Annotated in this window: 16 protein-coding genes; 12 read left to right on the plus strand and 4 right to left on the minus strand. The window is 62.5% G+C overall.

Going from position 1 to position 12410, the window contains the following annotated elements:
- Position 1: 1 nt before the first annotated feature.
- On the minus strand, positions 2–1639 hold the full coding sequence (locus NKI35_RS16120; protein WP_352740842.1) for a N,N-dimethylformamidase beta subunit family domain-containing protein: 1638 nt from the start codon (positions 1637–1639) through the stop codon (positions 2–4).
- Positions 1640–1808: 169 nt separating this feature from the next.
- Between NKI35_RS16120 and NKI35_RS16125 the strand changes: the two genes are divergently transcribed.
- The 6 genes from NKI35_RS16125 (at position 1809) to NKI35_RS16150 (ending at position 6108) form a co-directional block, all read left to right on the plus strand.
- Positions 1809–2057, plus strand: a complete 249-nt coding sequence (locus tag NKI35_RS16125; protein ID WP_023694150.1) for a ParB N-terminal domain-containing protein — start codon at positions 1809–1811, stop codon at positions 2055–2057.
- A gap of 117 nt (positions 2058–2174) precedes the next feature.
- Positions 2175–3131 (plus strand): alpha/beta fold hydrolase, encoded by a 957-nt coding sequence (locus NKI35_RS16130; protein ID WP_352740844.1) that lies wholly within the window; start codon positions 2175–2177, stop codon positions 3129–3131.
- A gap of 186 nt (positions 3132–3317) precedes the next feature.
- Positions 3318–3716 carry a GFA family protein gene (locus NKI35_RS16135; protein ID WP_023669059.1) on the plus strand — a complete coding sequence of 133 codons (399 nt, stop codon included), beginning with the start codon at positions 3318–3320 and terminating at the stop codon, positions 3714–3716.
- Between the two features lie 116 nt (positions 3717–3832).
- Positions 3833–4030: a hypothetical protein gene (locus NKI35_RS16140; RefSeq protein WP_023711466.1), complete on the plus strand. Its 198-nt coding sequence runs from the start codon at positions 3833–3835 to the stop codon at positions 4028–4030.
- A 355-nt stretch (positions 4031–4385) separates the two neighbouring features.
- Positions 4386–5450 carry a glycoside hydrolase family 25 protein gene (locus tag NKI35_RS16145; RefSeq protein ID WP_352740846.1) on the plus strand — a complete coding sequence of 355 codons (1065 nt, stop codon included), beginning with the start codon at positions 4386–4388 and terminating at the stop codon, positions 5448–5450.
- 151 nt (positions 5451–5601) lie between these two features.
- Positions 5602–6108, plus strand: a complete 507-nt coding sequence (locus NKI35_RS16150; RefSeq protein WP_352740848.1) for a DUF2314 domain-containing protein — start codon at positions 5602–5604, stop codon at positions 6106–6108.
- On the opposite strand, the gene NKI35_RS16155 is transcribed toward NKI35_RS16150, so the two are convergent.
- Complete coding sequence (locus tag NKI35_RS16155; RefSeq protein WP_352740850.1) at positions 6098–7057, minus strand: LysR family transcriptional regulator; 960 nt, start codon at positions 7055–7057, stop codon at positions 6098–6100. The genes NKI35_RS16150 and NKI35_RS16155 overlap by 11 nt on opposite strands.
- A 104-nt stretch (positions 7058–7161) precedes the next feature.
- Between NKI35_RS16155 and NKI35_RS16160 the strand changes: the two genes are divergently transcribed.
- The 3 genes from NKI35_RS16160 to NKI35_RS16170 are packed head-to-tail and all read left to right on the plus strand — an operon-like array spanning position 7162 to position 8853.
- A complete protein-coding gene (locus NKI35_RS16160; RefSeq protein WP_023669054.1) occupies positions 7162–7335 on the plus strand; it encodes a hypothetical protein in 174 nt (57 codons plus the stop codon).
- 28 nt (positions 7336–7363) lie between these two features.
- Complete coding sequence (locus tag NKI35_RS16165) at positions 7364–7972, plus strand: class I SAM-dependent DNA methyltransferase (protein WP_023700828.1); 609 nt, start codon at positions 7364–7366, stop codon at positions 7970–7972.
- On the plus strand, positions 7969–8853 hold the full coding sequence (locus tag NKI35_RS16170; RefSeq protein WP_352740853.1) for a DMT family transporter: 885 nt from the start codon (positions 7969–7971) through the stop codon (positions 8851–8853). The genes NKI35_RS16165 and NKI35_RS16170 overlap by 4 nt, the downstream gene beginning before the upstream one ends.
- 20 nt (positions 8854–8873) lie before the next feature.
- Here the strand turns inward: NKI35_RS16170 and NKI35_RS16175 are convergent, their stop codons facing one another.
- Complete coding sequence (locus NKI35_RS16175; RefSeq protein WP_023739359.1) at positions 8874–9815, minus strand: phosphoribosylaminoimidazolesuccinocarboxamide synthase; 942 nt, start codon at positions 9813–9815, stop codon at positions 8874–8876.
- A 163-nt stretch (positions 9816–9978) separates the two neighbouring features.
- On the opposite strand from NKI35_RS16175, the gene NKI35_RS16180 reads away from it, so the two are divergent.
- From NKI35_RS16180 to NKI35_RS16190, 3 genes are read left to right on the plus strand one after another with little or no spacing between them, the layout of a single operon-like run.
- Positions 9979–10950, plus strand: coding sequence for a DUF3592 domain-containing protein (locus NKI35_RS16180; protein WP_023700825.1), 972 nt, complete (start codon positions 9979–9981; stop codon positions 10948–10950).
- Positions 10951–10977: 27 nt separating this feature from the next.
- Positions 10978–11499, plus strand: a complete 522-nt coding sequence (locus tag NKI35_RS16185) for a hypothetical protein (protein ID WP_352740855.1) — start codon at positions 10978–10980, stop codon at positions 11497–11499.
- A 4-nt stretch (positions 11500–11503) separates the two neighbouring features.
- The gene (locus NKI35_RS16190) at positions 11504–12100 is read left to right on the plus strand and encodes a hypothetical protein (RefSeq protein ID WP_352740857.1); all 597 of its coding nucleotides are present in this window, start codon (positions 11504–11506) and stop codon (positions 12098–12100) included.
- Between the two features lie 23 nt (positions 12101–12123).
- Here NKI35_RS16190 and NKI35_RS16195 read toward each other — a convergent pair whose 3' ends face one another.
- Positions 12124–12330 (minus strand): type II toxin-antitoxin system HicB family antitoxin, encoded by a 207-nt coding sequence (locus NKI35_RS16195; protein ID WP_352740859.1) that lies wholly within the window; start codon positions 12328–12330, stop codon positions 12124–12126.
- Between the last annotated feature and the right edge of the window lie 80 nt (positions 12331–12410).

Genomic DNA, 12410 nt, shown 5'->3' on the forward strand with positions numbered 1-12410 from the left:
GTCAGGTCTTTCCGAGATAGCGGTCGATTACATTCCTGGTCACGCGCTCGACCATCGGATCCTGCCTGAGCAGGCCGGCCACCCATTCGCAGCTTCCGGCGTGGAAAACCTCGCCCTTGCCGCGCGGGAAATTGACGATCATGCCGTTGCCGCGTTTGACCTTTTCCAGATTGGCGTCGGTCGCCTCGCCAAACAGCGTTTCGGCCGTAAAGCGGCCATCCTCGTCGGTGAGAAACTGGTCCTCGATCGGGATGTCGGCGCTTTCCTCGACCTGGCTCGCCATGCCGACGGCCAGCACCTGCAGCCCGTCAGGCGCACCGCTGTCCGGTGTCGGATAGGGCAGGCCGCCGCGGATCTCGAAATCGAGCCCGTCGACCTCATAGCCATAGACATGGCTGTCGGCGCCAAGCAGGTCGCCATAATAGATTCCGGTGCCGGCAAAGGCCCAATGCTCGGGCCGATAGACCGGAAAGCCGCGCACGCCGCGTGGCGCGCAGCCGCCCCAGCCGGCATAGACGCCCCTCGTTGCGTTAAGGCCGAAGGTCAGAGCGCCGGGACGGCCGATCTCCGGCGCTTCCCAGGAGTTGGTGGCGCGGGTGACGTCGCCGCCATAGGCCGGGTCTTCGGCCCGCGCGCGGTATTTGTAACAGACCTGCCGGCGGCCTTCGTCCTCCAGCCTTGTCTGCCACATGAAATTGCCGGCAAAGCGCGCCGCATGGCCGCCGCGCTCGACGTAGTTGTCGACGGCGTCCCGCATTTCCCAGGTCCAGTACTCGTCATGGCCGACGAAGACCACGCAGTCATAGCCATCGAGGATTTCGGGCGAGAAGTGCAAATCGTGCTGGCTGGCGAGATCGACGCCGTAGCCGGCGCGCTCGGCAAAGCGGAAGAAGTGGCAGTCATAGCTCGCCCAGCCGGAGGAGGTGTATTTCTTCGAATGTCCGGTGGCGTACGCCCATTCCATGTGCGGATAGCGCGGCACGGCTTTCGGCGGCACCGCGACCTCCAGGGGCACGCGCGGCGCGTCCTTGGGCAGCACGACAAAGCCGCGGCACCACGGCCGCTGCGTCGACACCATGCGCGCATATTGGTCGCGGCCAGGTCCGGTGATACCCTGATAGGCGTTGGAGCCGCCCCAGGTGTTGTAGGACAGCCAGGTGCCCGTCGCCGCCACCTGCAGCACGCGACCGGGCTTTTTGCCGGGCAGGGGCGCGACGATGATGAGGTGGTGGCAGTGGATCGGCTTGCCGTCGCCGCCGTCCGCCGTCAGCGTTAGCCGGTAGGCGCCGGACGGCCAATCCTTGCCGATGCTGAATTGAAACGACGCCTCCCAGCCGCAGCCTTCGACCGAGCACTGGTCGGGCGTATCCTGCCAGCGCGCCGATAGCCCCGTTTGCTCGAAGACCTTTGTCTCGCTGCCGCCGTCGCGGACAATGACAATGCTGAAGCGCGGCGCCGTCGAGCTGACATGCAGCGTCACGGTCTCGCCGGCGCGGTAGGAAAATCGATCAGAATAGCACCAGATCTCGCCCCGCTCGCCGTCCATTCCCGGCCATTCATAGTAATGGCCGCGCACCGCCTCGCGGCGCTGCTCGGGCGTCAGTCCGAAATCGGGAAATTCGGTTGGCAGATGGGTCATGAACACCGGAAAAGTGACAGGCCGCCATTTCGGCCATCTGCCGGCCAAGCGTCAAATGGAAACGATCGGGCCAGCAATTGCATACGACACAATTGCTTGGCCGCTCTTGGCCGCACCCGGCAAACCGACTATCTCAGGCGAGGCGGCATTTTCCGCCTCGGGAGCCGGCATGCTGAGAGTGCAGAAGGTCAAGGTCGATGACATCTACGTGCCGACGGCGCGCAAGAAGACGCTGCATCCCGAAACGGTCCGGCACCTGGCCGAAGACATACTGGAAAACGGCATGAAGACGCCGATCCAGGTTCGCAATGACGGCAAGCGCCACATCCTGGTCGAGGGCCTGCACCGGCTGGAAGCCGCCAAATGGCTCGGCGAGACCGAGATCGACGCCTATCTGGTGCAGGCCAAGCGCCATTGAGGCGCGCGACCCGATCGAAAACAGCCAAACCGGTCATTCTTCCGCGGATTTTTTCGCAGGGCATGTCGGCATGCGGCGTGCTCGCTCGTCCTTGGGGCGGAACCCGAGGAGACCGACATGTCCAGACCAATCTATTTCGCCATTCTTGCCTCGGTCGCTGCCTTGTTTGCAGCGCCCGGCCCAGCCAATTCAGTGGAGACCAAGCCCGCCATGACCACCGGAGCAACAGCCATGCCGAAGCCGGAAAAGTCCGGCTTGCTGCCGATCGACGGCCTGAATTACTACTATGCCGTCTACGGCAAGGGCGAACCGCTGCTTCTGCTGCATGGCGGCCTTGGCACGTCGGACATGTTCGCGCCGCTGCTGCCGAAGCTGGCGGAAAACCGCACCATCATTGCCGTCGACCTGCAGGGCCATGGCCGCACCGCGCTCGGCGAGCGACCCTTCAGCCTGGAGGGGATGGGCGACGACATGGCTGGTATCGTCAAGGCGCTCGGCTATGACAAGGTCGACGTGCTTGGCTATTCGCTGGGCGGCGGCGTCGCCTTCCGCATGGCCGTTCAGCATCCCGAGACGGTGAGACGTCTGGTCCTGGTCTCGACCGGCTTCGCCGCCAATGGCTTCTATGACGAGATGCGCGGCCAGCAGGCGCAGGTCAGCGCGGCCGCCGCCGATTTCATGAAGGACACGCCGATGTACAAATCCTACGTCGCCGTCGCCCCACGTCCCGACGATTTCCCCAAACTGCTCGATGCGCTGGGCAATTTCATGCGCAAGGATTACGACTATTCCGCCGATGTGGCGAAGCTGAAGATGCCGGTCATGCTGGCCTATGGCGACAGCGACATGTACAAGCCCGAGCACGAGATCAGGTTCTACCAGATGCTCGGCGGCGGGCTGAAGGATGCCGGCTGGATGCGTGAGAACCTGTCGCAGAACCGGCTGGCCATCATTTCCAACCGCACCCATTACGACGTATTCTTCGCACCGGAACTGACGGCCGCGGCACTGCCCTTCCTCAATGGCGAAACCAAGGTGAAGACCTGGGACGAAGTCCTCAGCGAAACGAAATAGCTTGCCTGAAATACATGCCGGCCGTCTCGAAGAGGCGGCCGGCTTTTTTGTGCCTGCGAAACCCCGAAACCTTGGCGCAGCCATTGGTCGTATCAGCGCAATCGATGGCGCCATCAGGGCTTTTCAATTGACCGAAAGGTACCTGTCGATATCTTCAAGAGACATTCAGTGCGATGGGTTCGAATGATGACGAAATACCAGGGCGGATGCCATTGCGGGGCAGTGCGCTACGGCACCGAGGCGGCGCCGCTCAACCAGCGCGTCTGCCACTGCCGACGCTGCCAGAAGGTCATAGGCGCGGCGTTCAACGCCCGCCTTTTGTTTCGCATCGACGATGTCACCGTCGAGGGAGAGGTGGCGATGGTCAACACCTCTCCGGACCTCAAGCGCGGCTTTTGCGCCGCTTGCGGCACCACGCTGTTTTCCCGACGCGACTCCGCCGGCATCGTCGGCATCACCACCGGCTCGCTCGACGATCCCTCGCTGTTCAAGCCGGAAATGCATATGTGGACCGCCTCGAAGCAGCCCTGGCTGCAGCTCGATGACGGCCTGCCGCACCATGAAGGCGCGCCGCCTCCGAACTGACGCCGGCCTTACCGGAAATTAATCCCGAAACCACGACATAGCCGGCAAAGCGTCATTGGCGGGCCATGATTGCCTGCCTATCTATCGTCTGCGGGCCGGTATCGAGGAGACGACCGATGAGCGACAGAATCAGCACCCTGGACGAGCTTTTGAGCGATCCGATGGTCCTCCTCGTGATGGAGCGTGACCGCGTGCGCCCCGAACAGGTTCGCCTGCTGCTCGAACGTGCCCGCCGCCCGGCCGCCGACGAACCATCGGTGCCGCCGGCGCATGTGGTGGCCAAGACTTGTTTGCAGCAATGGCTGGGAAGGTAAGTTTATGATCCTTCGTCGTCCTCGGGCTTGACCCGAGGATCCACGCCGTGACGTCGGCCGAAGTATGTCGCGGTCGAGAATGGCTTCCTTGCTCGACCCGTTTCGCCCAAACTCAATCTTGAACCGTCTTCATGCCATGGATGCAACGGCATGGATTCCAGGGTCTGCCCGACGTCGCTTCGCGACTGCTTCGCCCTAGAATGACGAAGGTAGGTTATGGCCGCCGAACATACCCCGGCCAATTCCTAACAACTTGATTCAAACTTTATTGGTAATTTCTCGTTAGTAATCGAGGCCGGTTTGTCCGGCGGCGTCTGTTTGCCTTCGGTCTGTTGTGTTTTGCGTACAGGTCCAGATGCGGATTTCAGGCGTCGTCAGTTTCATGTTGGCATCGCTGTGGCTTGCCGGCTGTTCGTCCACAGCGGGCGTCGATGGCTTGCAGCCGTCGAACGAGACGACCAGTTCGGTCGTGCGTCCGAGCGCGCCGGTCACAGCGGCTCCGGCGGAGACCGCCGACCTCGCGCCGATGCGGTCCGACATGGTGGCCGACAACGCTGTGGCCGACAATGCGCCGCCCTTCTCCATGGTCGAGGAAGAAGAGGCCATCGTCGCGGGCACGCCGCAGGGGAGCACCAGACCACAGCTCGAGCCCACCGCTCTGATGTCTGCGCCGAAGCGGTTGACGCGCGCTGCGCCGGCCATGCTGGCCTCGCCGGTCACCCGCTACGGTTTTCGCGACGCCAAGCCGATCAATTTCGGCAAGGCTTCGCCACGCTACCTTGCCGTCCACGGCGTCGACGTCTCGCGCTGGCAGGGCAATGTCAACTGGGGCAAGCTGCGCGCCCAGGGCGCCAACTTCGCCTACATCAAGGCGACCGATGGCGGCGACCATCTCGACCCGATGTTCATGAAGAACTGGCGCAATGCCGATGCCGCCGGGCTAAAGCGCGGCGCCTATCACTTCTTCTACTGGTGCCGCACCGCGGGCGAGCAGGCCGACTGGTTCATCCGCAATGTGCCGAGGGTCGAAGGCGCGCTGCCACCGGTAATCGATGTCGAGTGGAACGGCGAATCTTCCTGCAAGCGGCGGCCGTCGCGGGCCACTGTGCTGGAAAAGATGAAGGTGTTCATGGACAAGCTGGAGCGCCATTACGGCCAGCGGCCCATCATCTACACCGCACCGGATTTCTATCGCGACAATCTCAAGGGTGCGTTTCTCGATTATCCGTTCTGGCTGCGCGCCGTGGCGCGGCATCCCTCAAAAGTCTATCCCGGCCGCAAATGGCTATTCTGGCAGTACTCCGGCTCCGGCCTGTCGCACGGCGTGACCGGCCGCATCGACCTCAACGTCTTCCATGGCGACGAGCGCGCCTGGCGGGCATGGGCAGGCGGGCAGACGACCGTCGCCGACGCCGATTGAACTCAGGCCGGTGTCGGTGCGCCTGCGCCGCCTGCCGCTGCGCCTTGGGTTGAATTTTCAGCGTCTCGCTAACGATCCGCTCACTCTGTCCTTTAGCGGTATGGCAACAGCCTTCCAGTAACGTGCCCGTGATCGGGTTTCGGAGGGGTCCATGCGCAATCCAGTTGTGGCTGTCGCTGTTGCCGCCGCTGTCGGCTACGGGTTTTTCAGTTCGCTCGGCCACATGCCGGGCGGAAGTGGCACTTCGCTGGCCGAGTCGAAGCAGAACGTCGTGTCCTATTCCACGGAGGACAAGGCGATGCAGGCCGCCAAGGACAGCGGCCGCTCGACCCTCAAGCGCTTCCACGAACTGATGGACGCTGGCACGCCCGGCACCTACACGGTGAAATTCCCGCTGACCCAGAACGGCGCCACCGAGCATATCTGGCTGCAGCTGGTCGGCTACAGCGACGGCTCCTATATCGGCCTGCTTGCTGACGTGCCGGTCAATGGCAACAAGTACAAGATGGGCGACAGGATGACGGTGACCGAGGCCGACGTCGAGGACTGGATGGTCAAGAACGGCAAGGTGATCTACGGCGGCTACACCACGCGCCAGGCGCTTGCGGATATGCCGAAGGAACAGGTTGCAAAATACGGGTTGACCTTCAAGGACTGAGGGTTGAGGCGGGGGCGAGTTTTATCGCGGTGCCTAGAGGGCTGTCGCGCTTTTCGCGTTCGCGTATCTCAGCCGTCTGCGCCAGCACCCAGTCGCGAAACACCTTGATTTTGGGCGCGTTGCGGCGGCTCTCCAGATGCACCAGCCAATAGCCGTCGCCGTCCGATCCAAGCACGTCGAATGGCTGTATCAACTGGCCCTTTTCCAACAGGGCGCTGTAAAGGTTTTTGGTCAGGATCGCGGCGCCCTTGTCAGTCAGCGCCGCCATCGCATCATAGGCCTGCGTACCCAGTTTCGGGCCAGCGATGACGCGATCGGGCTCGAACGGCACGCCGGCAGCCTTGAACCAGATTTCCCACCAGGGATCGTCGGAACAGCATAGCGGCACTTGGTAGAGATCCTCGGGGCGGTGGATGCCGCCGACGCTTTCGGCGAGTCTCGGGCTGAGCATCGGCGTATAGTCCGCCTTGAACAGATAGTGAGCCGTCAGGCCCGGCCAATTTCCACTGCCGGTGCGAATGCCGACATCCATGTCGCCGCGCGTGAAATCGACCAGCCCGTGCGATGTATTCACCTTCACGGCAAGGTCGGGATGCATCAGCTGGAATGTTCCAAGCCATACGGCCAGCCAGTTCGATGCGAAGGTTTCCATGGTCGTCACCGACAGCACGCCGGTCGCTCCACCCTTGGTCGCGACCCATGCGTCGGCCAGGGTCGAGAACGCGCCTGTTGCGTGCGGCGCCAGCTGCTGTCCGGCCTCGGTCAGCGCGATCTGCCTTGTTTTTCTTATGAAAAGCGGCGTTCCGGCACGTTCTTCCAGCACCTTTATCTGATAGCTGGCAGCTGATTGGGTCATGCCGAGTTCTTCGGCTGCCTTGGTGAAACTGCCCAGCCGGGCCGCGGCTTCAAAGACCCTGATGGCTCCTAATGGTGGTAGTTCCCAGCTCATGACGCATCAATCCCGCTGATGCATACTACGCGACGTTCGATTGGAAACCAAGCCCGGAAAACGGCATGCTGCATTCATCGGATCAAAAACCTGAGGATACGGCAATGACCACCACCATCGCTCTCTACAACACGCTTCGCCGCCCGGTGCTCGACCTCTTCACCGCGCCGTTCAGGCCTCGCAAGCGCGGCCTGCTCGACCGCCGCTCGCTGTCGGATCATTTCCTCAGGGATATCGGTATGCTTGACGGACGCGTGCCTCCCGGCACCATTGGCTAAGCAAGCTCTTTGACCAGGGGAGGGAAAGATGACTGTGCCATCCGAGGATCTGGCGAAGAGCCGCGAAACGATCAACGCCTATGAGGACTATGCCGAACGCTACGACGCTCTGGTGCGGCACGTTCCGAACCAAAGAGAACAGAAATGGCTGAAGCGCCTGGTGAAGATCGCCGGCAAAGGTGGCCGGATTCTGGAAGTCGGTTCGGGACCCGGATACGATGCGGACTTCGTCGAAGGGCTCGGTGTCCAGGTTCGGCGCACAGACGCAACGAAGCGGTTTCTCGAGTTGCAGGCCGCACGCGGCAAGCATGGTGAGTTTCTCGATCTCATCACCGACGATCTCGGCGGCCCCTACGACGCGGTGCTCGCATTGTGCGTCCTGATCCACGTGCCGCGCGAGCAGGCCGACCAGGTGCTTGCCAAGATTGCCGGGTCGCTGCGGCCGGGCGGCGCCTTACTCGTCTCGATGCGCATTGGCGATGGCGAGAAGAGCGGCCAATATCATACGGTCTACTGGCGCAGGGACGACTTCGCGGCCCGACTCGAAAACGCCGGGCTGGTCCTTGTCGGAGACGAATTCAACGTCGGCCGCGATCGCGAAGAGTGGACCACCTTTCTGGCTGTGAGGCCGTCATGACGCGCCGCGGACTGTTTTTGTTCGTGCTGCTCAGCCTCCTGTGGGGCATTCCCTATTTGTTGATCAAGCTGGCGGTTGCCGAGGTGTCGGTGCCCTTCCTGGTCTTTGTCCGAACAGCCGTCGGCGCCCTGGCGCTGCTGCCCTTCGTCCTTGTCCAGCGCAGTTTCGGATGGCTGAAGACACATTGGCGGGCGGTCGCCGCATTCTGTCTGGTTGAGATGATCCTGCCATGGGGGCTGATCACCCATGGCGAAGTCAGCATCGACAGTTCCACCGCCGGACTGCTGATTGCCATGACGCCGGCCGTAACCGTCGCGCTCTCAAAGCTGATGGGCTCGGATGAGCGGCTGGGGATACGCCGCTGGACCGGCCTTTTCCTCGGTTTTGCCGGTGTTTTCGTGCTGGCGCTGCCGACCTTGGGTGGCGGATTTCTCGCGGTCGTCGAGATTCTCATGGCCGCGGCCTGCTATGCCTCGGGTTCGATCATCGCGTCGCGCTGGCTGAACGATGTGCCGGCAACCTCGCTGACGGCAGTCTGTCTGGCAGGGGCCGCGCTGATCTACGCTGTGCCGGCGGCGTTGGCCTGGCCGGCGGCCATGCCGTCGACAACGGTGGTTGGCGCAATCCTCGGTCTTGGCGTGTTTTGCACGGCGATTGCCTTCGCCACCTACTTCCTGCTGGTGCGGGAGATCGGCCCCGAACGGGCGGTCGTCATCACCTATGTGGCGCCCGCCGTCTCCGTGGCAGCCGGCGTGCTCGTCCTTTCGGAGCCGCTCGATATCGGCATTGTCGCGGCCTTCGCGCTCATCCTGTGCGGATCATATCTCGGCACGTGGCGCGCTCCGCCAGAACCGTCCGCGTCCGCGACCTCGGCAAGTTGACCGGCGGCCGCCAGCCGCCGTCAGAAATAAGGTCGCAGGTTCTCGCGAATGCGGTCCAGCACCGTCTTTCCCGAGATATCGGCGGTGAAGGTCTTGCCGGTGATGGTCTCAAAGGCCTGCGTGTAAACCCGCGATGTCTGCTCGATGAGCTCGGCGGGGATTTTCGGAATACGATCCTTGTAGGGATCGCAGCGCGCGGTCACCCAGGCGCGAATAAAGTCCTTGTCGAAACTTTGCGGCCGCTCGCCCGCCTTGAAACGCTCTTCATAGCTTGCCGCAAGCCAGTAGCGGCTTGAGTCGGGCGTATGGATTTCATCGGCAAGGATGATGGCGCCATCCTTGTCCGTGCCGAACTCGTATTTGGTGTCGACCAGGATCAGGCCGCGCTTGGCGGCCAACGCTTTGCCGCGCGCAAACAGCGCCAGCGCATAGCGCGAGACTGTGTCCCATTGCTCTTCCGATAACAGGCCGCGCGTCAGGATCTCGTCGCGCGTCAAGGGCTCGTCATGACCGCCATCGAGCGCCTTGCTGGTCGGCGTGATGATGGCCTGCGGCAGCTTCTCATTGTCGCGCAGTCCGTCCGGCAGGCGGATGCCGTACATATCGCGTTCGCCGTTCTTGTATTTCGTCAGCACCGAAGTGCTGGTGGTGCCGGCGAGATAGTCGCGAACGACGATTTCCACCGGCAGAATGTCGAGCCTGGTGCCGACGACGACATTGGGGTCGGGATAATCGAGCACATGGTTGGGGCAGATGTCCGCCGTTTCCTCGAACCAGTAGCGCGCCGTCTGCGTCAGCAGCTCTCCCTTGAGCGGTATTGCGGTCAGGATCACATCGAAGGCGCTCAGCCGGTCGGTGGCGATGATGATGCGGCGGCCATCCGGCAGATCGTAATTCTCGCGGACCTTGCCTTTGTAGTGGTTCGGGAGTTCCGGAATGAAGGCATCCGAGAGAACGCGCAGTGCTGTCATCCTGGTCTCATGGCTCCTAACAGTTTGGGCGACTCTTAACAAAGTTGAGGGGGCTTCGATACCCGAGGAAGGGCGGTTCGTCCTTTGCGAATAATCAAGACATTGCCTTCGCCGTGCTATCTATTTGCAGCTTCCGGCACTCCTGGGGGACGCGGTGGACGTAGAGCTCAAATTTCTGATTGTCGGATTTGCCTGCGCGATCGCGGGCGGTCTGTCGTTCATCACCTTCGTCAAATGGCGCGAGGTGCAGGCGATGAGCCACTGGCTGCCGGCGCCGGGCAAGATCATCTCGTCGCGCGTCGAGGCGCGCGAAGTCAGAAGGTCGGGCGTCGGCTCGGACAGCAGCGACACCACCGAGATGCGCAATTTTCCGGCGGTCACCTTCGAATACAAGGTCGGTAAAAAGAAATTTCAAAGCTCGCGCTACAGCGTGAAGGAGAATCTGGGGAATTTCGAAGTCACCGAAACCTTGGCGCAGTTTCCCACCGGCGCTGAAGTGACCGTCTTCTACAATCCGGCCGATCCGGGCAAGGCCGTGATCGAACGCACCCTGCCGGACGGCGCCTTCAAGTTCATGGTCAAGCTCTCGGCCGGGCTGGTGATCGGCACGGTGGTGCTGGTGTTTTCGCTCGGTGGCGTGCTGGAGGCGATCCGGCCGCACCTGCCCAAGCCGCAGAACCTCGGCGCCGGAGCGCTGCTGCTGTTCATGGGCCTGATGATCCTGCGCATGGCCTTCGTCCAGAAGTCGCTTGCCGAGCAGGCGGCAAAATGGCCGGTCGCCCCCGGCCGCATTGACTCCTCGGGCCTGCAGACGCTGCGAAACTACAGCAGCCATCGACGCTGGAGCACCGTCTTCAAATCCCGCATCGTGTACAGCTACGGCGTCGCAGGCCAGCACTACACCTCAGACCGCGTCACCTTCGGCGCCACGGTCACCGCTTCAATGCCCGGCCTCGTCAGCGGCCAGGCGCGCAGCTATGCCGAGGGCGGCAAGGTCGACGTGCATTACGACCCAGCCAACCCCGCCTCGGCAGTGCTCGAATGCAGGGTGCGCGGGCTTTGGCTGCTGTGGGTCTGTTCGGCCGCGTTTTTGGGCGGCGCGGCTTGGCTGGTCGGTTTTATCTGAGGCGCCACTTTCATGACGAGACATCCAATGATCGTTCGCAGGCTGGCCGTCGTTTGCCTGGCTCTGCTCGGCGCCGTGCAGGCAGCGAGCGCAAGAGAGTGTCTGCTAAGCCACGCCACCTATCGCGAGCCGCGTTCGGGCGCGGTGTTGCAATTCCGGCCGCTCGACAATGAACCGGCGGCACTGACGGCCGAAGTGTTTTCGGTGACCGTCCCCAACACCGACACGCGCTTGCCGGCCGACATCACCTGGACCAATGGCAAAAATTCGTTTCCGCTCGGCACCATCCGCCATGCCTGCACCGACGACGACCGCGAAGCGGGGCTGGAGGACGGCAGCGGGATGTGCCGGATATGGATGGGCCAGGTCTATGCCTTGACCGGAGGCGGCGCCGAGCAGCTGAATTCGCGCGAAGCGACACCGGCGCCGAAAGGGCTGTTGCTGCCCGATTTCGGCGCGGGCTTCACCGAATTTGCCGTTTTCGCCAATGCCAATCCGGACGGCTCGGCGTGGGACGCCTTCACATTGACAGGATGCAGCGATGAATAGCGCCATGAGATCGATTGTCTGGATTTGCGTGCTGTTTGCCGCCGCGGCGATATCAGCCGCTGCTTATGCGGACGAGCCGTCGCCGTCGCGCCCGCCGATCGACAAATGCGTCTGGGAAAAACTGGCCGACAAGACGGTTGGGCTGGCCGCTTGGGCGCAGCGCTGCGATTTCGGCTTCCGCCAGATCCATTTCGAGTTCGCCGGCAATGCGCTCGCCATCAAATACAGCGATGGCGGCACGCCCGATCCGCTGGTCGAGGTGTTCGACATTCAATCCGGCGAAACCGCAGAGGCCGCAGTGCTGCGACTGTTGCTGGAAAAGACCGACAAATCAGTCAGCGCCCGCTGCGTGCTGACGCCCTACACCGAGGGCACCGTGCCCACCGGCGTCAAACGCTACACATTCAGCCCCGACGCCGCCTACGCGAAGGAGTTGAAGGCGCTCGCCAATGACGAGGTTCCCGAACCGCCCTGCGGCAACTGGGGCGAAATGCCTGACGGCATCCAGTATTTCGAGGTGCCGGCGGGGCGGAGGGTGCTGTTCGTTCGGGCGGGGCAGGACGAGCCGCTGTTTGATGAGCAGACGCTAAGGGTGTTGTAGGAGGTTGTCCTCAAGGTTACCGCTTATGCCTCTACGTATTCCGCGAGACTGATTCCTTTGGGCACCTCCAGCCCATCGGCACGCAAGCCCTCGATGTGAAAGCGTATAGCGTCGCGAATTTGAATTTCTACTTCTGGCACGGTAGCACCAGTTGCGATGCAGCCGGGTAGGTCCGGCACATAGGCAGAGAAATTGTTGCCTGCTTTTTCAATCACCACCGCGTAACGCATATAGTCACTCCTTCAAACCGGACTGCTTGAGGCGCCTGGCGCAATTTCCTCAAACGGCTTGCCGGCCGCGGTGACGCGGC

Source organism: Mesorhizobium sp. M0676, from assembly GCF_040320535.1.
Taxonomy (GTDB): Bacteria; Pseudomonadota; Alphaproteobacteria; order Rhizobiales; family Rhizobiaceae; genus Mesorhizobium.

What these genes read in the sequence shown, in the direction of transcription:
- NKI35_RS16120 (WP_352740842.1), bottom strand. Translation starts at nt 1,639, where the DNA reads ATGACCCATCTGCCAACCGAATTTCCCGATTTCGGACTGACGCCCGAG.
- NKI35_RS16125 (WP_023694150.1), top strand. Translation starts at nt 1,809, where the DNA reads ATGCTGAGAGTGCAGAAGGTCAAGGTCGATGACATCTACGTGCCGACG.
- NKI35_RS16130 (WP_352740844.1), top strand. Translation starts at nt 2,175, where the DNA reads ATGTCCAGACCAATCTATTTCGCCATTCTTGCCTCGGTCGCTGCCTTG.
- NKI35_RS16135 (WP_023669059.1), top strand. Translation starts at nt 3,318, where the DNA reads ATGACGAAATACCAGGGCGGATGCCATTGCGGGGCAGTGCGCTACGGC.
- NKI35_RS16140 (WP_023711466.1), top strand. Translation starts at nt 3,833, where the DNA reads ATGAGCGACAGAATCAGCACCCTGGACGAGCTTTTGAGCGATCCGATG.
- NKI35_RS16145 (WP_352740846.1), top strand. Translation starts at nt 4,386, where the DNA reads ATGCGGATTTCAGGCGTCGTCAGTTTCATGTTGGCATCGCTGTGGCTT.
- NKI35_RS16150 (WP_352740848.1), top strand. Translation starts at nt 5,602, where the DNA reads ATGCGCAATCCAGTTGTGGCTGTCGCTGTTGCCGCCGCTGTCGGCTAC.
- NKI35_RS16155 (WP_352740850.1), bottom strand. Translation starts at nt 7,057, where the DNA reads ATGAGCTGGGAACTACCACCATTAGGAGCCATCAGGGTCTTTGAAGCC.
- NKI35_RS16160 (WP_023669054.1), top strand. Translation starts at nt 7,162, where the DNA reads ATGACCACCACCATCGCTCTCTACAACACGCTTCGCCGCCCGGTGCTC.
- NKI35_RS16165 (WP_023700828.1), top strand. Translation starts at nt 7,364, where the DNA reads ATGACTGTGCCATCCGAGGATCTGGCGAAGAGCCGCGAAACGATCAAC.
- NKI35_RS16170 (WP_352740853.1), top strand. Translation starts at nt 7,969, where the DNA reads ATGACGCGCCGCGGACTGTTTTTGTTCGTGCTGCTCAGCCTCCTGTGG.
- NKI35_RS16185 (WP_352740855.1), top strand. Translation starts at nt 10,978, where the DNA reads ATGATCGTTCGCAGGCTGGCCGTCGTTTGCCTGGCTCTGCTCGGCGCC.
- NKI35_RS16190 (WP_352740857.1), top strand. Translation starts at nt 11,504, where the DNA reads ATGAGATCGATTGTCTGGATTTGCGTGCTGTTTGCCGCCGCGGCGATA.
- NKI35_RS16195 (WP_352740859.1), bottom strand. Translation starts at nt 12,330, where the DNA reads ATGCGTTACGCGGTGGTGATTGAAAAAGCAGGCAACAATTTCTCTGCC.